Annotated in this window: 20 protein-coding genes and 1 other RNA gene; 9 read left to right on the plus strand and 12 right to left on the minus strand. The window is 72.8% G+C overall.

Going from position 1 to position 24,139, the window contains the following annotated elements; translation table 11 throughout:
- Positions 1-169 precede the first annotated feature (169 nt).
- The 3 genes from RNC47_RS32530 to RNC47_RS32540 all read left to right on the plus strand — a co-directional run bounded on the left by RNC47_RS32530 (position 170) and on the right by RNC47_RS32540 (position 4,626).
- Complete coding sequence (locus tag RNC47_RS32530) at positions 170-1,300, plus strand: NUDIX hydrolase (RefSeq protein ID WP_311604054.1); 1,131 nt, start codon at positions 170-172, stop codon at positions 1,298-1,300.
- A 466-nt stretch (positions 1,301-1,766) separates the two neighbouring features.
- Positions 1,767-3,380: a hypothetical protein gene (locus tag RNC47_RS32535; RefSeq protein WP_311604056.1), complete on the plus strand. Its 1,614-nt coding sequence runs from the start codon at positions 1,767-1,769 to the stop codon at positions 3,378-3,380.
- An 82-nt stretch (positions 3,381-3,462) separates the two neighbouring features.
- Positions 3,463-4,626 carry a hypothetical protein gene (locus RNC47_RS32540; RefSeq protein ID WP_311604058.1) on the plus strand — a complete coding sequence of 388 codons (1,164 nt, stop codon included), beginning with the start codon at positions 3,463-3,465 and terminating at the stop codon, positions 4,624-4,626.
- A 228-nt stretch (positions 4,627-4,854) separates the two neighbouring features.
- Here RNC47_RS32540 and RNC47_RS32545 read toward each other — a convergent pair whose 3' ends face one another.
- The 4 genes from RNC47_RS32545 to rnpB all read right to left on the minus strand — a co-directional run bounded on the left by RNC47_RS32545 (position 4,855) and on the right by rnpB (position 8,427).
- Positions 4,855-5,298 carry a hypothetical protein gene (locus tag RNC47_RS32545; protein ID WP_311604060.1) on the minus strand — a complete coding sequence of 148 codons (444 nt, stop codon included), beginning with the start codon at positions 5,296-5,298 and terminating at the stop codon, positions 4,855-4,857.
- A 435-nt stretch (positions 5,299-5,733) separates the two neighbouring features.
- Complete coding sequence (locus tag RNC47_RS32550; protein WP_311604062.1) at positions 5,734-6,066, minus strand: histone-like nucleoid-structuring protein Lsr2; 333 nt, start codon at positions 6,064-6,066, stop codon at positions 5,734-5,736.
- 471 nt (positions 6,067-6,537) lie between these two features.
- Positions 6,538-7,287, minus strand: a complete 750-nt coding sequence (locus tag RNC47_RS32555) for a SpdA protein (protein ID WP_311604063.1) — start codon at positions 7,285-7,287, stop codon at positions 6,538-6,540.
- A 737-nt stretch (positions 7,288-8,024) separates the two neighbouring features.
- An RNA gene (rnpB, locus tag RNC47_RS32560) (RNase P RNA component class A) lies at positions 8,025-8,427 on the minus strand.
- Between the two features lie 47 nt (positions 8,428-8,474).
- Here rnpB and yaaA point away from each other — a divergent pair.
- Positions 8,475-9,254, plus strand: coding sequence for a peroxide stress protein YaaA (gene yaaA / locus RNC47_RS32565; RefSeq protein WP_311604065.1), 780 nt, complete (start codon positions 8,475-8,477; stop codon positions 9,252-9,254).
- A 24-nt stretch (positions 9,255-9,278) separates the two neighbouring features.
- On the opposite strand, the gene RNC47_RS32570 is transcribed toward yaaA, so the two are convergent.
- Positions 9,279-10,181, minus strand: a complete 903-nt coding sequence (locus RNC47_RS32570) for an SDR family NAD(P)-dependent oxidoreductase (protein WP_311604067.1) — start codon at positions 10,179-10,181, stop codon at positions 9,279-9,281.
- Between the two features lie 5 nt (positions 10,182-10,186).
- Positions 10,187-11,044: an SDR family oxidoreductase gene (locus RNC47_RS32575; RefSeq protein WP_311604069.1), complete on the minus strand. Its 858-nt coding sequence runs from the start codon at positions 11,042-11,044 to the stop codon at positions 10,187-10,189.
- Between the two features lie 113 nt (positions 11,045-11,157).
- Here RNC47_RS32575 and RNC47_RS32580 point away from each other — a divergent pair, with 113 nt between their 5' ends.
- Positions 11,158-11,766 (plus strand): PadR family transcriptional regulator, encoded by a 609-nt coding sequence (locus RNC47_RS32580; RefSeq protein WP_311604071.1) that lies wholly within the window; start codon positions 11,158-11,160, stop codon positions 11,764-11,766.
- Positions 11,767-11,872: 106 nt separating this feature from the next.
- Here RNC47_RS32580 and RNC47_RS32585 read toward each other — a convergent pair whose 3' ends face one another.
- Genes RNC47_RS32585 through RNC47_RS32595 form a run of 3 tightly spaced genes read right to left on the minus strand, consistent with a single transcriptional unit; the run spans position 11,873 to position 15,015 of the window.
- The gene (locus RNC47_RS32585) at positions 11,873-13,417 is read right to left on the minus strand and encodes a histidine phosphatase family protein (RefSeq protein WP_311604073.1); all 1,545 of its coding nucleotides are present in this window, start codon (positions 13,415-13,417) and stop codon (positions 11,873-11,875) included.
- The gene (locus tag RNC47_RS32590; protein WP_311604086.1) at positions 13,414-14,157 is read right to left on the minus strand and encodes a zinc ribbon domain-containing protein; all 744 of its coding nucleotides are present in this window, start codon (positions 14,155-14,157) and stop codon (positions 13,414-13,416) included. The genes RNC47_RS32585 and RNC47_RS32590 overlap by 4 nt, the downstream gene beginning before the upstream one ends.
- Before the next feature lie 12 nt (positions 14,158-14,169).
- A complete protein-coding gene (locus tag RNC47_RS32595; protein ID WP_311604075.1) occupies positions 14,170-15,015 on the minus strand; it encodes a Nif3-like dinuclear metal center hexameric protein in 846 nt (281 codons plus the stop codon).
- A 269-nt stretch (positions 15,016-15,284) separates the two neighbouring features.
- Between RNC47_RS32595 and RNC47_RS32600 the strand changes: the two genes are divergently transcribed.
- The 3 genes from RNC47_RS32600 to RNC47_RS32610 all read left to right on the plus strand — a co-directional run bounded on the left by RNC47_RS32600 (position 15,285) and on the right by RNC47_RS32610 (position 18,354).
- Positions 15,285-16,637: a hypothetical protein gene (locus RNC47_RS32600; RefSeq protein WP_311604076.1), complete on the plus strand. Its 1,353-nt coding sequence runs from the start codon at positions 15,285-15,287 to the stop codon at positions 16,635-16,637.
- A 151-nt stretch (positions 16,638-16,788) separates the two neighbouring features.
- Entirely contained in the window at positions 16,789-17,391 is a 603-nt protein-coding gene (locus tag RNC47_RS32605) for a class I SAM-dependent methyltransferase (protein ID WP_311604088.1), read from the plus strand.
- A gap of 165 nt (positions 17,392-17,556) precedes the next feature.
- On the plus strand, positions 17,557-18,354 hold the full coding sequence (locus RNC47_RS32610; protein WP_311604077.1) for a DUF5336 domain-containing protein: 798 nt from the start codon (positions 17,557-17,559) through the stop codon (positions 18,352-18,354).
- Positions 18,355-18,433: 79 nt separating this feature from the next.
- On the opposite strand, the gene RNC47_RS32615 is transcribed toward RNC47_RS32610, so the two are convergent.
- The 3 genes from RNC47_RS32615 to RNC47_RS32625 all read right to left on the minus strand — a co-directional run bounded on the left by RNC47_RS32615 (position 18,434) and on the right by RNC47_RS32625 (position 22,030).
- A complete protein-coding gene (locus RNC47_RS32615; protein WP_311604079.1) occupies positions 18,434-19,507 on the minus strand; it encodes a prenyltransferase/squalene oxidase repeat-containing protein in 1,074 nt (357 codons plus the stop codon).
- Positions 19,504-20,229 carry a class I SAM-dependent methyltransferase gene (locus RNC47_RS32620; RefSeq protein WP_311604081.1) on the minus strand — a complete coding sequence of 242 codons (726 nt, stop codon included), beginning with the start codon at positions 20,227-20,229 and terminating at the stop codon, positions 19,504-19,506. Before RNC47_RS32620 ends, RNC47_RS32615 begins: the two co-directional genes overlap by 4 nt.
- 478 nt (positions 20,230-20,707) lie before the next feature.
- A complete protein-coding gene (locus RNC47_RS32625; protein ID WP_311604083.1) occupies positions 20,708-22,030 on the minus strand; it encodes a glycosyltransferase family 4 protein in 1,323 nt (440 codons plus the stop codon).
- Positions 22,031-22,357: 327 nt separating this feature from the next.
- On the opposite strand from RNC47_RS32625, the gene RNC47_RS32630 reads away from it, so the two are divergent.
- Positions 22,358-23,932, plus strand: coding sequence for a prenyltransferase/squalene oxidase repeat-containing protein (locus RNC47_RS32630; protein WP_311604084.1), 1,575 nt, complete (start codon positions 22,358-22,360; stop codon positions 23,930-23,932).
- The last annotated feature ends 207 nt before the right edge of the window (positions 23,933-24,139 follow it).

Below are 24,139 nucleotides of genomic sequence, written 5' to 3' on the forward strand. Positions count from 1 at the left end.
GTCTCACCCATGCCCTAACAATGACGGAGACCAGTCAAGAATGTGAGCGGACCGTCAAAGATCTCCAACGACCGTCAAAGAAGACCCGCCACACCCGCGTCAAGCATGAGCTGGGACTGCACAGTCACACGAGCCGCTCCCGCTGCCGAATTCCAGGAGCGTGCGTTCGATGGACGAAGTCCTTTCTGACCCAGCGGCCGCTTCCGGGGGTGTGCCGCGGCTGCCGGATGCCGGCTATGCGCGATCCCGACACGCGGTGTGGCTGGGTGCTGCGGCGCTGTTCACCGACAGCCGCGGCCAGGTCCTGCTGATCAAGCCGACCTATCACGCCGACCGCCGCTGGCTGCTGCCGGGAGGTGGCGGCGGGCAGGGTGAGGGTCCGCAGGAGGCGTGCCAACGCGAGGTCCGGGAGGAACTTCACCTGGACCGCGAGCCGGGCGCGCTCCTGGCAGTCTGCTGGATCGGGCCGGCCCGCCCAGCCATCCCGGTGGAGGGGGCGTCCGCCTTCCCGGGGGAGACTCGCTACGTCTTCGACGGCGGTGTGCTGACGGACCAGGACATCGACGCCATCCGGCTCCCGAAAGGCGAGCTGTCCGAGTACGCATTCTTCGATTCCGCAACGGCCGCCTCCTTGATGCTGCCGACAGACGCCCGGGTGATGCTGGCGGCGCTGCGAGCCCGGCTGGGCCACACCGGTACCGCGTACCTGGCCGAGGGGCACTACCACGGAAGGCCACCGGCGCTCGAGCGCCACGGCGTGCACACTCGGCCCCGCCCGATCCGGCCCTGGCACCCGGGCCGCGTCCCCGCCGACCTCCCGATTCCCCACGCCTGGGGCTGGCTGTTCGTGCCCGACGGACGAGTGGTGGTCGTTGTTGATCCGGATGAGAGGCTGGCGATGCTGCCCGGCGGACGCGTCGAGCCCACGGACACCTCGCCCGAGGCCACGCTGACACGCGAAGCGCACGAAGAGGCCGCACTGCGCATCGGCGCACCGACCCGGCTGGGATGGCTCTACGACGAGACCGGCGCCACCTACGGCGGAATCGGCCCGTGCGCCCGGCTCCGACTGGCCGCACCGGTGACCGAGATCGGCCCGGCCACCGTCGATCCGGCGACCGGCCGGACCTTCGCCCGCCTCCTGGCCAGCCCCGAGCAGGCCGCCGCCCTACTCGGCTGGGGCGATCTCGGGTTCCAGCAGGCCGCCCACGCCGCCCACGCCGCCGCCCAGCACTGGGGGATCCCCACACCCGCGCCCAGCCCCATCACCGAACTGCCCCAAACCGGAGGACCGGTGTGACACCTCGTCGGGACGCTGCCCTCCGCGAAGTCGGCCTTGGGCTATCCCGTGCGCGCGTGCGCCCGGCGACACCCTGAGAGATGCGGAGAGGGACATCCAACCGGCCAGCGAGTGTCGATCACGTTCAGGGCGCCCCGGACTCTACGCCTTCGGCATCATGGCTGAGGACCCCACCAACCGACGGCTAACGCTCCGCCTTCAAGGGACACCAGGGCACGGGTCCGCGTTCGCGACGCAATGTCACCGGTGCCGGACAGCTCTATCAGTCGACCAGAGCCGCCATACTCGCTCCGCCGGATCCAGAGAGCAGCGAGGGGGCGCCGCAGAGTACCCCAGTGCCTGCCGGATCCCCTCTACCCTGTCTGTGGGCGAGGGCCTGGTGCTTGGGAGGGCTTAGGCGATGGAGACGCATGGACACGAGCCGATTCCGCTGCCCGGGGATCCCGTGGATGCCCATGGACGCGCCGTGGACCAGGAGTTGCTCGCCGCCCTGACCGCAGCGTCCAACGCCGGCTGTGGGACATGTCGTCCCTTTCTCCTCGACAAGATCGCTGACGCCCCGGCCACCCTCGCACGGCTGGTCACGATCTCCTGCCAAGTCGCCGCGTCCGTGCTCGGCGAGCTGCCTTCGTCCGTGACCGGCCGCGAGGGCTTTCTCCGCCCTTACGGTCCGGAGTTCGAGCGCTTGGTGCGCGTCTTCGAAGCTGGCGATGGTGACGAGATGTTTCAGCAGTGCGCACGCTTGACGCCGACCGAACGGCGGGCGGCGGCGGACGCGGCCTCGGATTCCTTGATGGGGCACCTGCGCGTCGCCTATGAGGGGGCGAGCGTCGGCGACGAGCCCGCGGCCCCGGGATCGCGCCGGCCACGGCCGAGGTCTGTGACCTTGCCGGCAGACGGCGGATATCGCGTGCACCCGCCCGTTGAGGGACCTCCGGCGGACTATCCGCAGGATCACCGATGGCAGATCAGCGTCGACCGCATCGTCGTACCGCGTTGGGACCAAGACGCGGCCCACTGGAATCAGCGCATCGCGGATGACTCTTTCTCCTCCGCCGCCGACTGCATCCACGAGATGGGGCTCGAGGTACTGGCCTGCCCAGGCTGTGGGCGCCACGAAGGCCTCGTGGTGGAGGGGCGCTGGGGCGACCCACTGACCCTGCATTGCCTGTGCGGCACCACCGCGGCAACGCCCGACATCCCCGAGCTCGCCAAGTGGGGTGACTGGGGCCGTGATCTCCTGCGCCGGATCATCCTGACCACTGCGGATCCCGCCTTTGAAGCACGTCGCCTCCACCACCAACTGCGTACCTACCGCGCCGACGAGGAGAAGCGCCGCGCCTCCTCCTGGTACCTCGGGCCCGACGACACCGACATCGAGTTGATCGACCTCATCGATCCGCAACGGGAGCTTCCGGACGCCCTCACCACCGCACTGCGGCCACGTCTCCCGCAACGGCACGGCGGCCGTCCCTTCACGCTGTTCCTGCTTAAGGTCTCGCTCGCCCTACAGGTTCCCGCCGTCCGGGATAGCGAGGACGGCCGCCACCTCACCGATGCCGTGAAAGAGATGCTGGCTGATCTGCGCCGCGAGAGCACCCGCTACGCACAGGCCCGGCGCCCCCTCCTGGAACAACTGGCGGAGTGGCAGGCCGCAGGGGGCCACGAGACATGGCAAGCAGCCTGGGAACACACCATCACCGCTGCCCAGCGCAGCCTGAGGGGACGCCGCGTAGCAAACGGCGCCGTCGCGGACGGGTGCGTAGCGCTTACCACCGGCCTCTACCTCATCGCCCGCGACCTGGACATCCCGCCCGCACAGGTAGCGGTCCAGGACGTGCGCGCGCTCGCCGCGCCTCAGCCCGGTGAGCAGCCCGAGGACATCCTCGCCAGGTGGCAACAGCATCTCATCGTCCTCGGCCACGACCTGGACGACCCGGACGACCCGGTCGCGGCCATGTGGCGGCGCCTGAGCACCATCCACACCCCCTCCGACGCGCATCCACTCGCCCGCCGCGGCCCCGCGCTCCTCGACGGTCTCAAGCGCACCCTGCCCCCGCTCGGCGACCTCATCCTCTGAACCCAGACGCCGGCAGCTGTCCAGGGAGCCCAGAGGGTACGGTCAATGCCAGGATGTCTCGGCTCGCTAGGGGGAATCGGTCATGAGCGCGCGACCCACGGCTGACACCAACGCGTGGAAGGCCGCGGCGCGCCGTGCCAGCCCTGTCGCCGCAGAGCGCCCCTTCGATAGGGACGAGAACAACTGGGACTATGTCGCGCAGCGCGACATCATCGCGATCGTCCTCTACAGCCTGCACCTGCGCGATGAGCAGCCGATTGGCGCTGTCCCGTGGGGCTCGGTCCTGTGGTACCTGATGGACGACGCCCGTGTCATCGCCTTGGTCGAACAGGTGCTCCCCGCTGCCGGACACGAGATTTCTCCCATCACGAGAAGCGGCGTTGACGCTGATCCCGTGGCAGGACGCTGGCGATGGCTGAACCGAACATGGGACCCGGACGCCCCTATCGGTCACCCTGACACCGCGCGGCGGGCCGAGCACTACGGTGCCGTCCGAGGCGACGATGCCGAACGTGAACCCCGCTGGGGCGGCATGAGTCGCGCGATCGGTACCGGGCTCCCCGACCCCGCCGTCGAGGTCTGCACCAGTTGGGCCGCCAGTCGCGTCGCTGCCGCCCTTGCCGCCGAGCGCGACGGCTACCGGACGCACCAACGTGTCCTCGTCACCGGCGGCCCGCACGCAGGCCACTACGGATACGTGCGCGACCTGATCTGGGCGGGCGACGACCAGGCACAAGCCGTCGCCCCAGGCTCACCCGCGGCGTACGCGGTCGACCTCGACGACATCGCCGGCGTCGTCGATATCGACGCCGAACGTCTGACGGACCGGGCCGACGGCCGCCGATGGGCGGCACGAACACCAGGCTCGACCAAGGACATCGACGTCCACAGACTCAACATCCCTCCAGCACCGCACGTCTCCAGCGAACAGAACCTGACGGAGATCCTTCGCCGCGTCGCCAACCCGGAAATCCTCCCCGAAGACCTGAGGCGCGCTATCGCCACCTCGCGTGACCACCACCATCTCCAGCTCGACCGCCAAGCCAGCCCTCGTCCTCACCGCTGGACCTGGCGAATCCTCCAGCACTGGTACCAGCTCGGCCCGACGGTGAACGACGACAAGATCTCCCTCTGGGAGGTCGAGCTCACCACACACGTGAACGACCCGGCACCGCTTCACCTCCTCACGCGGTGCGAAGAGGAAGTGTCGGTACTCCTCGCCCGATATACCAACGCGCCGCAGTAGCTATCGGAAGTCGCTGCATTCGCGCTCCACCGGTCATCAGGAGGGCGTCGAAGCGTCGGGAGGCAGACGCTGGAGCTGTGGCGCCAAGATCAACGTCGACGACAACGTGCATGGCTGAGACACGCCACTGATTTCAGCTCTGTGGCTCTCAGGCCCAGCGATGGTGGTCGGGCGGGTGGCGGTCAGTTCCCGTGCCCGGCTTCGGACTTCCTTTACGGCTGTGGACTCCTACCGGTGGGTGGCGTCCAGCAGGGTGTTGAGTCGGGAGGCCACCAGAGTGGAGTCGAGGTGGGTGGCGGTGTCGAGTGCCTGGTGGGCCGCAGGGACGCCCTGTTCCGGTTCGCCTTCTTCGAACAGGGCTGCGGTGAGTCCGATCTGGTCCATGGCCTTCACCCGTTCGAAGCCGGGAGCGCGTAGCTGGAGCGCTTCGTGGAAGTGGACGCTGGCTCGGCCTCGACCGGCGCCGAGGCTGGCGAGGTCGCGGGCGGAGACCGCGCGGGCGCCGGCGTGCTTGGCCGCGTCGAAGTAGGCCACCCAGTCGGGCGCCTCGCCCAGGCCGTCGGCCAGTAGCTCGTCTGCCTGGGCGAGGTGCCTCTCGGTGTTTCGGGCGTCGCCAAGGGCGGCGTGGACCCGGCCGGTCTGTGATGCGACGAGCGCCCTTGTCGCGGGCAATGTCGCCTTCCTCGCGGCGATGCCCAGGAGGCCGAGAGCGAGTGACAACCCGACTGCACGTCCTGCTGTGGGGGATGAGCGTGGCCGCTGATGGTCACCAGGGCTTCTCCCCTCTCGGCGCTCTTCCGACCGAGGGGTATCGCACCTCACGAGGTGCCGCAGCGGCCGGCAGGTCTGGTTAAGGCACCTGGCGTCGCCCGTCTGGCCATGGCCAGGCGCCGTGGCCACCTCCCCCGTTAGCCCCGGTCCAGAACCTGCTCCTGTCTCACGCATAGTCCCCCGGCTTCACCGAGCGATGCACACTGCCTTGCGCCACTGTGGGCAAGAGTCGGTGTCGGTTTGGAAGTTGAGCCGGATCTCCAAGAAGGGCCCGAGCACACGGAAAACCGCCGACCTCCCCACTCAAGGAGAAGCCGGCGGTCGCTACTTGAGACGTCAGTTCACCTTCTCGTAAGCCTCGCGAATGCTCGCCGGCACTCGGCCGCGGTCGTTGACCTCCAAGCCGTTCTCCTTGGCCCACTCACGGATGGCCGCAGTATCCACGCCAGGCACAGAGCGTTTGACGGATGACGGCGCCCTCCTCACTCGCCCAAGCTTCCGCCCCTTCTCAATGAAGGGCCCAAGAGCGTCCAGGAGCTTGTCGAAGGAGTCAGGAGTCAAGTCGATCTCATACTCAACGCCATCCAAGCTGAACCGGTGCGAGCCGATCTCAGTCGACTCCTCCCCGGTCAGGTCATCCGAGTAGATGGTTACAACTTTCTGAGCCATGCGCGGAGTATATGCCCGCCGTCCGCTCTGCCGATACCGCCTGCCTTCTATACGAGCCCCGGCCTGTTCCGCCTCGCCCCCGGGGGCGTGCGCTCACGTACCGCAGTGGCGTCCCCCCTTGTCCCTCTCTTGGGAGAGGCTTCTTCCTCAAGGATTTTCAGGAACCGGTATCGCTAGATCACTTCGGCTTCCGCAACAGCCCTGTCTTCTCTCGCCAGCTTGAGTTGCTCCGCGCCTGGCGACCGCCGCCTGCGGCCCGAATCGGTCGTACCTCATCACATCGCTGGCCGCAGGTCCTCCGTGACAACAGGGATCAGATCGTGAGGCTGTGCGCTCTCTCGAAGCGTCAGACCCCTCGCAGCATGTGCTGAGCGGGGGCTTGCCGCCAGAGCGCTGACTTCGGTAGATGAAGCATGGTCTGGACGACGGCCATGCCTCGTTCAGGCGACACTGTTCGACGTCGTTCTTTGGCTACCCAGTAAGGACTCGGTCACCATGCTTGTCTTTGCGTTCAAACGTTGCTTCCTCCTCTCTGGCTGAGGGAAGCTGCGCCGGTTGGGCTTGTTTGTCATCTCCTGCACGTACCACTTTCACGAGAGCTCTGGAACGCTTCGCGCCCACGCCGAGCCGCTTTCTCAGCGTTTCCGCCGAGATCGGTCGCTGATGCACCTCCCGGTGGCGCGCGTCTTCCCATCGGGCGCGCTGCAAGAGTTCGGGATCCAGTTCCCGGCTCTGCTTCTTGCGAGATCGGCGTGTCGAGTGTGGAGGCGGTTGTGAGGGCTTGGCTGGTCGGGCTAGAGCATCCTGGGGCCCCTCGTCGGTGGCGCGGAACTCCGCGTCTGAGGCTATCGCCGTACTGCTGATGGATTGGAGCAGGCCTGGGCCGACCTCGGCCCAGCCGATCAGGAGAATGGGCCCGACCGCGTCGAAGGCAGCTTTGCCGTAGTGGCCCGCGAGAACCGGTTCCGTCACGTTCAAGGCCAGCGTCATCGCACTGGCCAGGACCAGCAGCCGGCGGGCCGGGAGTATCTGCTCGCGGGGGGCGTCATTGAGGGCGAGGTAGCGGACGCCGAGGAGCAGACCGAGAACCGAGAGGTCTACCGCAGGAGCGACCAGAGGTGCGATATATGCCGGCACTCCCAGCCGCAATCCCAGCGCGAGTACGTTGCCGAAGCCGAACAGGAACGTCAGCCCGATCACCGCTGCCATGGTAATGGTCACGCAGCGTATAGCTATCTTCTGCTCGAAGGGCCTAGTATCCCTTCGCCCTGCGGATGGCGTCATCAGCGACCTCCATTCCTCGCCGAAAGCCCGAAGGGACCTTGGATGACGAGATGGCCAGCAAGAACGTGCTGGCCAGGCACGCGACCATCTGTGTGGTGCCCCGCCGGGGGCACTCCTGCGGAGAAGGAGGTCGTCAGTCCGGACGAGGAGCAACCGCACCCAGCCTTCCGAGGACTCATCGTGCGAAGTCTCATCACGCAGTCGCTGATCGCAACTTCGAAGGCGTGTACGTAGGCGTGTCGTCCGTGACCGCACCCAACTACACACTCGGTGGAGGCGCCCGTGTCAACGACGCCAGCGTGCGGGTGAAGGTCTTGGTTCTCCATCAGCTGCCTCGCTTCTTCTTCAACGGCTTCTCGTTGGGACTCGAGCGCTACAGAAGCCGCAGTCCCGGATCGTCACTGCGTGGCGGGCGCACTCATGCGCCCGCCACGCGAGCCGGCCGCGTGAACTGTGGCCCCTGGTGTCCTGGACCGGTGGGGCTCTGCTCACAGGCATGGAGGCAGGGAGTGGCGACTCCGGGGCGGTCGGCGGAGTGCTCAAGATCCGAACCAGTGCACATCCAGTGCACAGTTGCCCGGGAACTCGCGGGAAATCCCGGGAAAAACAGGGCAGAGAGACCCAACAGCCGAGGGCCCTGACCAGGGCATAAGCGCTGGTCAGGGCCCATTCGGCGGACGAGTCGGCCTGTACGCCGGGTTCTGTCTCCCGTCGGCCTCGCGGCCGGCGGGGAGGCGGTCATCCATCTGGGACCGGTGTCGCCACCGGCCTCAAGCGGTCTACCCGCGGACTCGGGCGAGCAGCCCTCGGTCGTCCGCGCAGGAGCACGCAGTGCTCCCTCTTGACCTTGCTCCGGGTGGGGTTTACCGAGCCGCCCAGGTCGCCCTGGGCGCTGGTGGTCTCTTACACCACCGTTTCACCCTTACCGGGTGCCGCTCGCGCGGCCCCGGCGGTTTGCTTTCTGTGGCACTTTCCCGTGGGTCGCCCCAGGTAGGCGTTACCTACCACCCTGCCCTGTGGAGCCCGGACGTTCCTCGGCGGGATCAGGGATCCCGCCGCGACCGCCCGGCCGGCTCGTCCGCCGTGCTGGCCATCCTACCTGCGCCGACGGGTAGTCTGGGGCGATGCTCGTGCTGCTACCGCCGTCTGAGGGGAAGGCCGGGGCCGTCAGGGGAGCCCCGCTCGATCCCGGGGCGTTGTCCTCGCCGGAGCTCGGTCCGGCCCGGGAGGCCGTGCTCGACGAGTTGGTCGAGCTGTGCGCCGGGGACGAGGTGAAGGCGCGCGAGGTCCTGGGCCTGAGCGAGCGGCAGGGCGCCGAGGTGGCGCGCAACGCGGCGCTGCGGAGCGCGCCGGCGCGGCCGGCCGGGGAGATCTACACCGGGGTGCTGTACGACGCGCTCGACCTGGCCTCGCTCGACGCGGCGGCCAGGCGGCGGGCGCGCGCCTCGTTGCTGGTGTTCTCCGGCCTGTGGGGCGTCGTGCGGATCACCGACCGGATCCCGGCCTACCGCTGCTCGGGCGGGGTGAAACTGCCGGGCCTCGGCGCGCTGACCGCCCACTGGCGTGGGCCGCTGGCCGCGGCGCTGCCCGCCGTGGCGGGCGAGGGGCCGGTGCTCGACCTGCGGTCGTCGGCGTACGCGGCGATGTGGCGGCCGGCGGGCGAGCTGGCGGACCGCACCGTCACGGTGCGGGTGCTCCAGTCCCGGATCGTGGACGGGGTCGAACGGCGGTCCGTGGTCAGCCACTTCAACAAGGCCACCAAGGGCCGGCTGGTGCGGGACCTGCTCACGGCCGGCCCGCTGCCCCGTACGTCGCGCCGGCTGGTCGAGGTCCTCCGTGGCCTGGGCTACCGGGTGGAGGAGGCCGCGCCCGGCCGGCTCGACGTGGTGGTCACCGAGCTGTGAGGCCACCCTCGCCCGGATCGGCCCTCAGTCGCCCCCGGCGGGGCTCTGCGTGAGCGGACCGCGGAGCCCTTCGGTGATCTGCCACAGCCGTTCCGCGCCGGCCCGGCTCATCGACTGCGCGGAGGAGGCGGTGGGCGTGAACCGGTCGTGGTAGCGGCCGTTGGCCACCCGGTCGGCGGTGGCCAGGTGGACGAGCGGCCTGGCGCCCTCGGCGGGGCGGGTCAGCGTCAGCCGCCCGACCCGGTTCAGCAGCCACAGCGCCGGGTTGCGCACGCCGCGCAGCAGGCGGGTGCGGACCATGCCGGGGTGCACGGCGACGATGGTGAGGTGCGGGTACCTGCGGTGGAACTCGTAGGTGAAGAGGAGGTTGGCCAGCTTGGTGCGGCTGTAGGTGAGGAAGAGGCCGTAGTGCCGCTCGCTCTGCAGATCGTCGAAGTCGAGGTCGACCCCGCCGCCGGTCATGGTGGTGCGGTGCCCCTCCGAGTTGGTGTTGACGATCCGTCCGTCGCCGCGTTCCAGGAGCGGCAGCAGCAGGCCGGTCATGGTGTAGGGGGCCAGGTGGTGGACGGCGAGGTTGAGTTCGTGGCCCTCGCTGGTGACCTGCCGCCTCGGCACCATCACGCCGGCGTTGTTGATCAGGGTGTCCACCGCGTCGGTGCGGGCGCGGATCCCCCGCACCACGGCCTCGATGCCGGCCCGGGTGGCCACGTCGCCGCGGAGGAACACCGAGCCGGGGTCGGCGCCGCGGGTGCCGAGGACCTCGGAGATGATCCGCTCGCCGCGCCGCCCGTCGCGGCCGACGAGGATCAGCCGGTGGCCGAGGGCACCGAGCCGCAGGGCGGCGTGCCAGCCGATGCCCGAGGTGGCGCCGACCAGGACGATGGTGCGGCGCTCGCCGGGCGCCGCGGGGTCGGGACGCGTGCTCATTGCCGTCACCCGGCGGCCGGCACGTTGTGCAGGCCGAGCATGCGGGTGATCAGCCGGTCCCTGGTGCGCAGCGACAGGCGGGAGAGCAGGCCGAGCAGCCGCACGTCGGGGCCCACGGTGTACCTGGGCTTGGGCCTGCCGGTGGTGAGCGCCTTGACGATGGCGTCGGCCACGATCTTCGGCGGGGACATCTTGAGGTTGGCCTGGCTGGCGGCGACCAGGTCGAGCTGGGTGCGGTAGAGCGCCAGCCGGTCCGGGTCGGCGGTGGCGAGGGCCTGCTGGGCGGCGTCGGACGCCTTGGTGAAGATCTGGGTGTCCATGGCGCCGGGCTCGATCACCACCACGGGAATGCTCCAGGGCCGCAGTTCCAGGCGGAGCGCGTCGGAGATCGACTGCACGGACGCCTTGCTGGCCGAGATGGGCGCGAGGAAGGGGACGGCGAGCCTGGCCGTGCCGGCGGTGATGTTGACCAGCCGGCCCCTGCCCTCGCGGAGCAGCGGCAGGAACGCCTGGGTGACGCGGACCGGGCCGAGGACGTTCACCTCGAACTGTCGGCGCAGCTCGGACTCGGGCACCAGCTCGAGCGGCCCCTGGACGATGGTGCCGGCGTTGTTGACCACGCCGGCCAGCTGGGTCTCGCCCTGGGCGCGGACCTCCTCGACGGCGGCGGCGACGCTGCCGGAGTCGGTGACGTCGAGCTTGACGAAGTGGACGCCGGGCGTGCCCGCCAGCTTGTCGGCGCCGCCGCGCGCGGCGGCGTAGACGCGGAATCCCCGTGCGGCGAGGGCCTGTGTGGTGGCGAGGCCGATTCCCGCCGTCGCGCCTGTGAGGAGTACCGCCCGTGACGTGCCGAGATCGGACATGAAGGCCGCCCATATAAATGAGGGAACATGTACAAGTGGACATGTATCAGGGTAGCTATGCGGGAGCGCATGTCAAGATGGGGCAAGGGGCGTTGATCACGAAGGAGCCTGGGATGTCGCTGCGCCACGGCCTGCTCGGCCTGCTCGCGGAAGGCCCGGCCAGCGGGTACGACCTCGCGCGCCGCTTTCAGGAGGCGCTGGGCTCCGTCTGGCCCGCCCAGCATCCGCGGATCTACGCCGAGCTCTCCCGGCTCGCCGAGGCCGGGCTGATCGAGGTGGACAGCCACGGCCCGCGCCGCCGCACCGCCTACCGGATCACCGAGGCGGGCCTCGCCGAGGTGCGGCGCTGGCTGGTCGAGGAGGAGGTGGACCACACCTTCCGGATGGAGCCCCTGCTGCGCGCCTATTTCTTCTGGCTGATGGAGCCGGCCGAGCTGCGGACCGTGCTGGAGCGCGAGCGGCGCTTCTACACGGAGACCGCGGAGACGCTGCGCTCCTACGCCACGGCCAAGGACAGCGGCGCCTGGGGCACCAGCCCGCAGACCAGGGCCATGCGGGTGGCCATCGAGGCCGGCATCCGCGTCAACGAGGCGCTCGCCTCCTGGGCCGAGTGGGCCGAGAAGACCGACGTGATGGGCGACGAGGACTTCGGCACGCGCGGACCCGCTACGCCGGGGGACGCCGGAGGGAGCCAGGAGGGCGCGGCGCCGGCCGGCGGCTGACGGCCGCGCCTCCGGCACGTCGGCCAGCAGCCGGTTGCCAGGGCGGCTGAAGGTGAACGTCAGCGCGAATCGCTCCCCGTCCACGTCCGCCAGGATCGCCGGCGGGTCAGCGCGCCGGGACGGCCCCCAGGTGGCCGGTGTCGTTGAAGCGGCGGACGGACGCGTTGCCGTCCGGGTAGTAGGCGACCTCGGAGAGCGCGGCGGCCGACAGCTCCATCCGGAACATGGCGATCGGCGGGGCGTCGAGGGCCAGCCGCAGCAGCGACTTGATCGGCGTGACATGGCTGACGACCAGCACCGTGCGGCCGGCGTGCCGTGCGATGATCCGGTCGCGGGCGGCGGCGACGCGGCGGGCCACGGCGGTGAAGCTCTCGCCGCCGTCGGTGGGTCGGGCGTCCGGATCGCGCAGCCAGGCGGCCAGGTCGGCCGGGTGGCGCTGCTGGACCTCGGCGAAGGTGAGGCCCTCCCAGGCACCGAAGTCCGTCTCCCGGAGGGCGTCGTCCGTCCGCACGGGGAGGTCGAGCCGTCGTGCGACGAGCTCGGCGGTCTGTAGGCAGCGGGCCAGCGGCGAGCTGACGACGGCCTCGACGCCGCCGGCCTCGGCGAGCGCCCGCGCGGCGGCCTCGGCCTGCCGGTGGCCGGTCTCGGAGAGTTCGGGGTCCCCGCCGGTACCGGAGAACCGCTTCTGCGGGGTGAGCGGCGTCTCCCCGTGCCGAAGCAGCAGGAACGTCGTGGCCACCCCGGCCGCCCTCCCCCAACCAGGGGCCGCCACAGCGCGCGGCCCGCCGGCTCCGGGCTGCGCCGGGCCGACGGGGCTGGCGGCGGCGCTCGCGACATCTTCCGGAGGGCGGGGCGAAGCCTCGCCCTCGGCGTCGCCGGCGGCGGGCCGGCCCGCCGGGCCGGATGCCGCCGGCCCGGCGTCAGCCGGAGCCTCCGGTCTCGCCCCTTCGGCACCGCCGCTCGCGGCACGGCCCGCCGGACCCGTGCCGACGTCGGCCCCGGACTGCCCACCGGCCGCGGAGCGCCCCGCGGCCGCCTCCGGGAGGCAGGGCGCAGCCCCGCCGTCCGCGTCGCCAGCGGACCGGCCCGCAGGGCCGGATGCCGCCGGCCCGGCGTCAGCCGCGGAGCGGCCCGCGGCCGCCTCCGGGGGGCGGGGCGCAGCCCCGCCGTCCGCCGCGGACTCGGGCCGGCCGGGGCCGAGGTCCCTTCGAGCCGCGAAGCCGGCAGGCGTGTCCGCAGGGGTACCCCGGTCCATCGCCTCGTTGGCGAGCCGGTCGGCGTGCTTGTTGCGCTCGCGGGGGATCCACTCGTAGCTGACCGCGCCCGGCTGGAAGACGGCGCGGGCCTCGGCGGCCAGCGGCCGCATGTCGGGGTGCTTGATCTGCCAGCGGCCCGACATCTGCTCCACGACGAGCTTGGAGTCCATCCGGACCCGCACCCGCGCCTGGGGGTCGATCGCGTGCGCGGCCCGCAGGCCGGCGATCAGGCCCCGGTACTCGGCGACGTTGTTGGTGGCCCGGCCGATGAACTCCGCCGTCTCGGCGAGCACTTCGCCGGTTTCGGCGTCGGCGACGACCGCGCCGTAGCCGGCGGGCCCCGGGTTGCCCCGGGAGCCGCCGTCGGCGTGCACCACGAGCTCCACCGGGCTCACAGCCCGGATTCTGGCGTCCGGACGAGGATGCGGCGGCAGTTCTCGCACCGCACCACGGTGTCGGGCGCAGCGGCCCGGACCTCGTTCAGTTCGGTGATGTTGAGTTCGAGCCGGCAGCCCTCACAGCGCCGCTGGTAGAGCCGGGCCGCGCCGATGCCGCCCTGCTGCTCGCGCAGCTTGTCGTAGAGCTTGAGCAGGTCGGCCGGGACCTCGGCCGCCACCTCGGAGCGCTCCTTGCGGACGGCGGCCACCTCGGCGTCGATGTCCTGGGTGGCGGCGTCCCTGCGCTGGGTCGCCTCGGTCGCCGTGGCCTGCAACTCGTCGAGCCGGGCGGCGAGTTCCTTGGCGCGGGCCTGGGCGGCCTCGTGCCGCTCCATGATCTCCAGGACGATGGTCTCCAGGTCGTCCTGCCGCCTGGCCAGCGAGGCCAACTCGCTCTGCAGGCTGGCCAGGTCCTTGGGGTTGGTCACCAACCCGGAGTCGAGGCGCTGCTGGTCACGGGCGGCACGCTGCCGCACCTGGTCGACGTCCTGCTCCGCCTTGGTCTGGTCGCGGGCGGTGTCGCTCTCCTCGGTCTGCGCGGCCACCAACAGGTCGCGCTGCTGGGTGAGATCGGCCTCCAGGGCGCGGATCTCGGCGTGCTCCGGCAGGTTTTCGCGCCGGTGCGCGAGCTGGGTCAGCCGGACGTCCAGGGCCTGGAGGTCGAGCAACCGGATCTGGTCGGCGGGCGCGGCGTTCAGTTGGGGGCTCCTTCACTGCTGCTGGGGGCTGCGGGAGGGGTGGTGGGTGACCCAGGGGTCGGTGATCCGGTGGGACACGTGGGTGCGCAGGCCCCACCCGTGCCGTTCCGAGACGGTGTCGAGCTGGGCGGCGGCCAGCGCGCACCACGGCCATTCGGTGGCCCAGTGGGCGGCGTCGACCAGGCCGAGGCCGCCGGCGTGTTCGCGGGCCTCGGAGGCGGGGTGGTGCCGCAGGTCGGCGGTGACATAGGCGTCGACGCCCGCCGCCCTGACGTGGTCGAAGAGGCTGTCGCCCGAGCCGCCGCAGACGGCGACCGTGCGGACCGGCAGGTCGGCGGGGCCCGCCGAGCGGACGCCCTGCGCGGTGGCGGGCAGCCGGGCGGCGACCAGCGCCGTGAACTCGCCGAGCGGCAGCGGGTGGTCGAGCTCGCACAGCCGGCCGAGGCCGCGCCGCCCGGCCGGGTCGGTGGGGTCGGGGACCAGCGGCCCGGTGACGCGCAGGTCGAGCGCGCCGGCGAGGGCGTCGGAGACGCCGGGGTCGGCGCGGTCCGCGTTGGTGTGGGCGACGTGCAGGGCGACGCCGTGCCGGATGAGGGTGTGCACGACCCGGCCCTTGAAGGTGTCGGCCGAGACGGTGGTGGTGCCGCGCAGGTAGAGCGGGTGGTGGGTGACCAGCAGGTCGGCGCCGATGGCCACCGCCTCGTCGACGACCTCCCGCACGGGGTCGACGGCGAACAGCACCCGGCTCACCTCGGCGTCCGGGTCACCGCAGACGGGACCCACGGCGTCCCAGTCCTCGGCCCGCTCGCGGGGCCAGAGGACGTCGAGCGCGGCGATCACGTCGGAGAGTACGGGCACCCGCCCAGGCTACCGCCCCCCGCCGGGCCGGGCTCCGCGCTTCCCGCGACCGGTCCGCCGTACGCACACCCGACCCCGGTTGATCATGGGAATCGGGCGACCGTCACCCTTATGCGTGAAGCAACACAAGCCGAGTTGTTCGGCTGGCAGTACGAACCTAGCGTCCTCGCTGGAGGTGAGCGTCCCGTGTACCAGAGGTCTTCCGTCCTTCAGGTCCAGCACGTTCGACGCCGGGCCCGCCGGCTGCGGGCGCGAGAGGCAGGAGAGTCATGACGGCCGAGGTCACCGAGCCCGCGCGCGTGCCGGGACCGCCCGCGTTCCGCCCGGCACCGTTGACGATCGCGGCGGGCGGCGGCTATGCCGCCCGCCTCGTCCTGGTGGACGGCACCGACTGCTGGTGTCCCGAGCGCTGGACGCTGGACGGCCCGGAGCCCTACGCGGTGCGGCTGCCGGGGACGCAGCCCGAGGACCCGGGCAGCGAGCTGATGCCGCTGGCCGACGGGCGGGTGCTGATCGGCCGCCGGGCCGACGGCCGCCACCACTTCTCGCTGCTCTACCCCTCGGGGCCCGAGACCGGTGAACTGCCGCTCGGCGCCGTCGAGTCGGAGGTGCTGACGCTGCTGCCGCCGGCGCCCGACGGGGCCCGTGTGTACGCGCTGGCGAGGCAGGAGGAGACGACGGCGCTGTGGCTGGTGTGCGGGGGCGCCTTCGGCCCCGAACTGGTGACGGTGCTGGCCGGCCGCTGCTCGGGCGGCGCCTGGCTCGACGCTTCGGGACGGCTGCTCGCGCTCGACCGGACGGACGCGGACGGCCGCACCCGTACCGTCACCGTGGACGTCGAACACGGCGGCGAGCCGGCGGAGTTGTTGCGCATCGCGGAGGACAGCAACGACCGGCTGCTGCTGGCCGACCCGGACAGCGGTCTGCTGCTGGTGCGGTCCGACGCGCCGGGCGCCGACCGGATCGGCTGGGGCGTGCTCGGCAGCCAGTCGCCGGTCCGGTTCCCCGAGGCCCTGCACCCGGAGAACGTGACGGTGACGCCGTTCGCGCTGCAGCCCGGGCAGGTGCTGATGCCCGAGGCGTGCGCCGTGGCGCTGCGGATGACGACGGCGAGCGCCGACTGGGTGGCGGTGTGGCAGCCGAGGCAGCGGGAGTTGCGTCACCTGGCCGCGCCGGACGGCTGGCTGCCGGGCACCGGCCGGTGGACGACGGACGGCTTGCTGCTGCTGCCGTACAGCACGGTCGCGGTGCCGTGCGGCCTGGCCCGCACCGCCGCGCCGGAGCCGGAGCCGATGCCGGCGGCAGCGCCGGCGGAGACCGGGACGCCGGCGCCGGCCGAGCCGGTCCCGACGCCGGCGGCGGCGCCGGCCGGCGCGGAGGCGAGCACGGCCGGGCCCGCCGAGCCCGCCTCCGTGACGGTGGCCGATCCCCCGGCGGCCGACCCCCCGGTAGCCGAGACGCCGGCCCCCGCCGTCCCGGAGCCGACGCCCACCGCGGCGCCCGGGCCGGCCGTCCCGGCCACCCCGGGCGGTCCCGCGCCGGACGGCGGTCCGCCGGCCCCGGTGATGGCCGTCGCCAAGCCCGTCCCGCTGCAACAGGCGCCGCTCGCCCGGGTCGGCTGACCCCGCTGGCTCCGCCGCGCCACCCATAGGGCAGCATGTGACGGCAAGGAACCGGACCACAGGGGGACGCGTGACGGGACCGGGCACGATTCCGGACGCGGAGGAGACGGAGTTCGCCGTCTTCGCCGCGTTCGAGGCTGCGAAGGGCTTCATGCCGGTCGACGAGGGCCGGGCGCTGCACGCCGCGGCCGTCGAGGCGGGGCGCCTCGGCCTGCCGTTGCTGGAGATCGGCAGCTACTGCGGCCGCTCCACGCTGCTGCTGGCCGACGCCGCCCGCCGGGCCGGCACCGTGGTCGTCACCGTCGACCACCACCGCGGCAGCGAGGAGCAGCAGCCGGGGCAGGAGTACCACGACCCGGAGCTGCTCGACGCCTGGGACGGCTCGCGTCTGGACACGCTGCCGGTCTTCCGGCGTACGGTGGCCGACGCCGGTCTCGAAGCGCACGTCGTGGCGGTGGTGGGCGGATCCCCACAGGTCGCCGCGGCGCTCGGGGGCGGTGGCGGCGGCCGGTTCGGGCTCGTCTTCGTCGACGGCGGCCACACGGACGCGCACGCCACCGCCGACTACGAGAGCTGGGTGCCGCAACTCGCCGAGGGCGGGCTGCTGGTGATCCACGACGTGTTCCCCGACCCGGCGCTCGGCGGCCAGGCCCCGTACCGGATCTGGCGGCGCGCCGTGTCGAGCGGCGCCTTCGCCGAGGTCTCGGAGCACGGCTCGCTCCGGGTGCTGAGACGGCTGGCGCCCGGCATCTGACCTGCCCGGGTCAGGCGCGGGCGAGGCACGTCACGGCCGTATCACAAGCGTGTCGCGTAGGAAACAGTCCTGCTGTTCCCCGGGCCCGGTTCAGAACTTCATACATACGATGGGGCCCGCCCTGTCTGACCAGACCATGACGACGAGAACCACGAAGGATCTGACGTGAACAACCGCTCGCTCTCCCGAGGCGACGCTGTAGTAATCGGAGCAGCGGTCCTGCTCTTCATCGCCTCGTTCCTGGACGTCTACACCGTTGACTACTCCGAATTCGGCGGCGGCAGCGACGGTGTGACCGCTTGGGAGTCCGACCTCTTCCCGGTCCTGCCCTCGGTCTTCCTGGCCGGTGTCCTGGGCGCCGGCGCGATCGTCGGCTCCCGCTTCCTGCCGCGACCGGACAGGGAGTTCGGCGGTCTGAAGCTGAACCAGTGGGGCACCGCGCTGGCCGTGACCTCGGCCTGGGCCGCGCTCTGGTCGCTGGGCGGCGGCATGGGCGCCGACGTGGGCGTCGGTCTGATCATCGGCCTGCTGGCCGCCCTGGTGCTGGCCGCCGCCGCCATCATGACCCCGCTGGTCCCGGGCCTGAAGGCCCCGCTGACCGGTGGCCCCAGCACCCCGCAGCCCGCCGGCTACGGCTACCCGGGTGCCGGCGCCCCGCAGCCGGGCTACGGCTACCCCGGTCCTGGCACCCCGGCGCCGCAGCAGTCGTTCGCGGCGCCCACCCAGGCCGCGCCCGCCTCGGGGCCCGGCGCGTCCGCCGACCCGAACTTCCAGCCGTTCTGGTTCGCCGTCCCGGCCACCCGCCCGCTGTACGGCGAGGACGGTTCGCCGACGCCGATCGCCGAGCTGGCTCCCGGCACCTGGTACCTGGCGGTCGAGCAGCGCGGCCAGCAGCTGGTGGCGCAGACGCAGGACGGCCGCCGCGGCGTGCTGCAGGACACCTCGGGCATCCAGCGCGGCTGACCCGCGCCGGACTGATCCGATTCGGGCGAGGGCCCGCCGGGACGCGTTCCGTCCCGGCGGGCTCTCGCCGTGTCCGGGGTCAGGCGCAGCAGTCGGTCTCCAGGCCGCGCGGCAGGCCGGCGCCGCCGAAGACCGCGCGGGTCGGGGTGTCGCCGGCGAGCGCGGCGACGGCGAGCAGGACGGAGCCGGCGGTCCAGGTGGTGCGTTCGGGGGGCCAGACCGCGTCGTCGGCGAAGACGTAGCCGGTCCAGTACAGGCCGCCCTCGGCGCGCAGGTGGCCGATCGAGCGCAGAATCTCCACGGCGCGCCGTTCCATGCCCATCGTCCAGAGGGTCAGGGCGAGTTCGGCGCTCTCGCCGCCGGTGACCCAGGGGTTGGTGCGGACGCAGCGGACGCCGAGGCGCGGGACGACGAACTCGTCCCAGGCGGCGGCCAGCCGGGCGCGGGCGTCGGGACCGCGCAGGGCACCGCCGAGCACCGGGTAGTACCAGTCCATCGAGTACCGGGACTTGTCGAGGAAGCGCTCGGGGTGGCGGCGGATGGCGTGGCCGAGCCGGCCGACCGCGAGCTCCCAGTCGGGCTGCGGCGAGCCGGCCAGTTCGGCGAGGGCGAGGGCGCAGCGGAGCGCCTGGTAGACGGACGAGCAGCCGGTGAGCAGGGCGTCGGCGACGGGCGTGCCGTCGGGGTCACGACGCCAGCCGAGCTGGCCGCCCTCCTGCTGGAGGCCGAGCGTGAACTCGACGGCCGCGTGCACGACGGGCCACATGCGGCGGCGGAACGCCTCGTCGCCGGTGGCGAGGTAGTGGTGGAGCACGCCGACGGCCGGGTACGCGCAGAAGTTGGTCTCCCGGCCGAGGTCGGTTGGGCGGGCGGCGTCGCCCTCGGCGTAGGCGGCGTACCAGGAACCGTCCGGGTTCTGGTGGCGCGCCAGCCAGTCGTAGGCGGCGGCGGCGCGGTCGTGGCGTCCCGCGGTGTCCAGGGCCATGGCGGCCTCGACGTGGTCCCAGGGGTCGAGGTGGTGGCCGCCGAACCAGGGTATGGCGCCGTCCGCGCGCTGCTCGGCGCCGATGGCCAGCGCGGTCTCCTCGGCCTCGGCGGCGCTGAGCACCCCCGGCAGCGCGAGCCGCTCGACGCCACGCTCGGCGCTGGTCACGCGGCGCCCGTGCGCGGCTTGGTGGCGTACACGACGAGGCTCTTGCCGAGCACCGGGTCCAGCAGCCGCTCGGCGGCCCGGGTGGCCAGCGGCCGCTTCATGATGTCCCAGACCAGCAGCCGGTGGTAGGCGCGCACCGGCAGGGCCCGGTCGTTGTCGACGCCGAAGGCGCACTTCAGCCACCAGTAGGGCGCGTGCAGGGCGTGCGCGTGGTGGGTGCCGTACGGGCGCAGCCCGGCCTCGCGCAGCCGGGACACCAACTGGTCGCCCCGGTAGATGCGGATGTGGCCGCCCTCGACCTGGTGGTAGGCGTCCGACAGCGCCCAGCAGACGCGTTCCGGGAAGTAGCGCGGCACGGTGACGGCGATCCGGCCCCCGGGGCGGAGCACGCGGACCGCCTCGGCGAGCAGGCCCTTGTCGTCGGGGACGTGCTCCATGATCTCGGAGACGATCAGCGCGTCGAAGCTGTCGTCGGGGAACGGCAGCGCCAGTGCGTCGCCCCGGAGGGCGAGCGCGCCCGCGCCGTCGGGCGCCTCGCCGGCCTCCCGCATGGCGGCCAGCCAGCCGGCGGTGTGCCGGACGTCGTCGCCGTTCCTGTCCAGCGCCACGACGTGCGCGCCGCGCCGGTAGCACTCGAACGCGTGCCGCCCCTGCCCGCATCCGAGATCCAACACACGGTCGCCTGCGGCGACCGGAAACCGCGAGAAGTCCACGGTCAGCACGAGATCATCCCCTGTCCATCGTCACGACGAGTCGCCGCCTTGGCCCCGTGCGCGGGGTGGTTGTCCCCCACCCACCCGCCCTTCCGCGCTGTGCGCGGGTGGAACCGGGCACCGACCGGTGCGTCGGCGCCGCGCACGGGGTTTGCCCCACCCACCCGCGCTTTCTCGCGCTTCGCGCGGCACACGGGCAGAGCCGGCGCGCTCCGCGGGGGGGCCGGGTGCCACGCACCCACCCTTCCGCGCTCCGCGCGGAGGAGGCGGCGCGGAGCGCGGCCCGGCCGCGGCCTCCGCTCCGCGACGGATGCCGGGACGAACCGCCGTCACGTGTACCGGCGACGGATCGGGGCGTCGCGTCGCTGCCGCGCGAGGTCGCCCGCCGAGGGCGGGCGGGTGGGCGCGGCACCGCGACGTACGGCCGCCGGCCCGCTCAGCCACGCCGGCCAGGCGCCGGCACCGCGACGTACCGTCGCCGGCCCGCTCAGCCACGCCGGCCAGGCGTCGACACCGACGTGTCCGCGTCCGCCGCCGCGGCCGCGTAGTGCGTGGCCGTGGCGCGCGCCGCCTGCTGCCAGGTGAAGTAGCGGAGGACGCGGTCGCGGCCGGCCGCGGCGATGCGCGCGCTGAGCGCGTCGTCGCCGAGCAGCCTGGCCAGCGCCACGGCCAACGCGCCGGCGTCGCCCGGCGGGACGGCGAGGCAGGTCTCCCCGTCCGGTCCTGCGACCTCGGGGATCGCGCCGCCGGTCGTGGCGACCAGCGGCGTGCCGGCGGCCATCGCCTCGGCGGCCGGCAGGCAGAACCCCTCGTACAGGGACGGCACGCACGCCACCCGCGCGCCCCGCACCAGGTCGGCCAGTTCCGCGTCGCTGATGCCCTTCACGAACTCGACCGCGTGCCCGAGGCCGAAGCGGTCGATCGCCTCGGCGACGGGCCCGTGCGCGGGCCGGTCGCCGACCACGACCAGGTGCGCGCCCGGCCGCTCGGTCCGCAGCTTGGCCAGCGCCTCCACCAGGTGGACGAGACCCTTCAGCGGCGCGTCGGCGCTCGACGTGGTGACGATCCGGTCCGGGACCCGCGCCACGCTCGGGTCCGGGTGGAAGATCCGGGTGTCGGCGCCGATGGGGACGACGTGCACCCGCTCGGGGGCCACGTCGAAGTCCTCGATGATCTCGCGCCGCGAGGCACCGGAGACGGTGAGCACGGTCGGCAACCGCCGCGCGACCCGCCGCTGCATGCGGGTGAAGCCGTACCAACGCCGCACCGAGTAGCGCCGCTTGCGGCTGTCGGCCGCCGCGAGTTCGAGGCGGCGGTCGACGGTGATGGGGTGGTGGATGGTGGTGACCAGCGGCAGCCCGAGCCGCCGGGTGGCGCCCAAAAGCCCGTAGCCGAGCGTCTGGTTGTCGTGCACGACGTCGAACTCGTGCCGCCGCCGGGCCAGTTCGCGGGCGGCGCGCAACGCGAACGTCCGCGGCTCGGGGAAGCCGCCGGTCCACATCGTGGCGACCTCCAACACGTCGATCCAGTCCCGGTATTCGTGGAGCCGCGGGGTGCGGAACGGGTCGGTCTTGCGGTACAGGTCGAGGCTCGGCAGCTCGATCAGCTCCACGCCGTCGTCGAGCACGGGGTAGGGCTGAGCCCCGATGACCCGCACCTGGTGGCCCAACGCGGCCAGCTCGCGGGAGAGATGACGGACGTAGACGCCCTGGCCGCCGCAGAAAGGATTCCCCTTGTAGGTGAGCAACGCGATCCTGAGCGGGCGGTCCACACCGGGGCGGTCCCCACCGGCCTCAGCCCCCACGCGCATGCCCCCTCGGTGTCCGTTGCTACTCACGGGTATCGACCCTAACCCGCCACCGCCTCCGGCGGATACGCCCCGGACCTGGTGATTATCACCACGTGCGGACGCCCGTCCCTCCCGACCCGTTCGGCCGACAAGCGCCGCCCCGGGCGCGGGAGTCGGCGTATCACAGCCACCGACCCGCCCGCCGGGATCGAGCCGGCCGGGCGCGGCCGGCCGGATAGAGTGACGGCCGACACCGCCCGGACCACGGCGCCGAGCCCGGTGCCGCACCGCGTCGCCGCGTGTGCCGGTGAGTCGTCCCGGCGGACCAGCACAGCGAAAGGCTTCCAGGTGATCGACCACCACGCTCGTCGGCGGACGCTCCGCCGTGCGGCGCTGGCCGGCGGAGCGGCGGCGCTGACCGCCGCCGTGGCGCTGGCCCAGCCGGCCACGGCGGCGGCCGCGGCCGTGTCCGCCGCGCCGGCCGCCGAGACCCCGATCGGTCTCTTCGGGCGCAGCGACCCGACGTACGACGGAGTGCTGCGGCAGTCGATCGCGCTGCTGGCCCAGGACGCGGCCGGCTTCGAGCCGGGCACGCCGGCCGTGGACTGGCTGCTCGGCCAGCAGTGCGCCGACGGCTCCTTCCTCTCTTTCCGCGCCGACCCGCAGGAGCCCTGCCCCGACGTGACGGCGGCCGACTCCAACGCGACGGCACTGGCCACCCAGGCGCTGGCCGCGCTCGGCGGGCACGAGGAGCAGGTGTCGGCCGCCCTCGACTGGCTGGCCGGGGTGCAGAACGCGGACGGCGGCTGGAGCTTCAACCCGGGCGGCCCGAGCGACGCCAACTCGACGGCGGTCGTGGCCAGCGCGTTCTCGGCCGCCGGCCAGGACCCGGCCGAGGTGCGCCGCGAGGGGAACTCGCCGTTCGACGCGCTGTCCGCGCTCCAGCTCGGCTGCGACGCCCCGGAGGGCGAGCGCGGCGCGTTCGCCTGGCAGCCGGATCCGGAGTCGGGCGAGCTGAGCGCCAACGACGCGGCCACCGTGGACGCGGTGCTGGCCTCGGCCGGCAGCGGCCTGCTGGTCGACCCGGACGCCACGCCGGCGGTCGCGCCCACGGCCGAGCCCTGCGGCGTCGGGGACGAGGGCGAGGATCCTGAGGGGACCGAGGAGACGGAGCAGGAGGAGGAACCGGCGGGGCAGGAGACGGGCGAGGCGGCCGCCACGGACGGCGCCTCGGGCGAGGAGCCGCAGGCCCCGCAGACCCCGCAGCTCGCCTCGGGCGCCGCCGGCGCGGCCCGGCTGACCGCCGCGCTCGACGACAACGGCCAGTACCTGGCCGCCCCCGCCACCGGCACCGACCCCGGCGAGGGTGAGGACCGGCTGCCGGACTTCGGCAACACCGCGAAGGCGGTCATCGCGCTGGCGGCGCTCGGCGACGACGCGGCGCTCGCCGGCCCCCTCGGCTGGCTGAGCGAGCACCACACGGAGTGGCCCGACCACACACAGAGCCCGGCCGCCCTCGGCCTGCTGGTGCTCGCGGCGCACGCGGGCGGCGCCTCGCCCACCGACTTCGGCGGCAGCAACCTCGTCGACGCGCTCAACGCCCTGGGCCCGGCGCCGGGCGACGGCTCGGCGGGCGACGGCGACGACTCCGCGGACGACGACAGCGGCGGCGGCCTCGGCGCGGTCCTCTGGGTCATCGCGCTCGGGCTGCTGGCCGGCATCGGGATCGGCGTGCTGCTGAGCGTGCGGCGCGCCCGCGCGCGCGAGACGGACGCGGCGTTCGGCCCCGCGGAGGGCGGCGAGGGCGGCAAGGCCGAGGAGACCGAGGAGAAGCCGGCTTCTGCCACGGAGCGGAAGGCGGAGGACGACGACGCCAAGCCGGCCGACGAGAAGGACGGGAAGGACGGGAACGACACCGCCTGACGCCGCGCCGCCCGCCGCCCCCGGGCGGTCGGCGGGCGGGCCACGGGGCTGGACGCCAGAACCGCCGCAGGTCACAGGCGGGCGCCCCGGGGCCTGACGGCTGAGCCGGGCGACCCCAGCGGAGCCAGCCGCGCCCCGCCAAAGCGACCACACCGGCCGGTGACCGCCGACGGCTCGCCGAGCCGTTCACCGCGCGAAGCGCGAAGA

The sequence above is a fragment of the Streptomyces millisiae genome, from assembly GCF_031845425.1.
Lineage (GTDB): Bacteria > Actinomycetota > Actinomycetes > Streptomycetales > Streptomycetaceae > Streptomyces > Streptomyces millisiae.

Coding starts and splice junctions, on each gene's coding strand:
- RNC47_RS32530 (WP_311604054.1), top strand. CDS start 170: ATGGACGAAGTCCTTTCTGACCCAGCGGCCGCTTCCGGGGGTGTGCCG.
- RNC47_RS32540 (WP_311604058.1), top strand. CDS start 3,463: ATGAGCGCGCGACCCACGGCTGACACCAACGCGTGGAAGGCCGCGGCG.
- RNC47_RS32550 (WP_311604062.1), bottom strand. CDS start 6,066: ATGGCTCAGAAAGTTGTAACCATCTACTCGGATGACCTGACCGGGGAG.
- yaaA (WP_311604065.1), top strand. CDS start 8,475: ATGCTCGTGCTGCTACCGCCGTCTGAGGGGAAGGCCGGGGCCGTCAGG.
- RNC47_RS32570 (WP_311604067.1), bottom strand. CDS start 10,181: ATGAGCACGCGTCCCGACCCCGCGGCGCCCGGCGAGCGCCGCACCATC.
- RNC47_RS32575 (WP_311604069.1), bottom strand. CDS start 11,044: ATGTCCGATCTCGGCACGTCACGGGCGGTACTCCTCACAGGCGCGACG.
- RNC47_RS32580 (WP_311604071.1), top strand. CDS start 11,158: ATGTCGCTGCGCCACGGCCTGCTCGGCCTGCTCGCGGAAGGCCCGGCC.
- RNC47_RS32600 (WP_311604076.1), top strand. CDS start 15,285: ATGACGGCCGAGGTCACCGAGCCCGCGCGCGTGCCGGGACCGCCCGCG.
- RNC47_RS32605 (WP_311604088.1), top strand. CDS start 16,789: ATGCCGGTCGACGAGGGCCGGGCGCTGCACGCCGCGGCCGTCGAGGCG.
- RNC47_RS32625 (WP_311604083.1), bottom strand. CDS start 22,030: ATGCGCGTGGGGGCTGAGGCCGGTGGGGACCGCCCCGGTGTGGACCGC.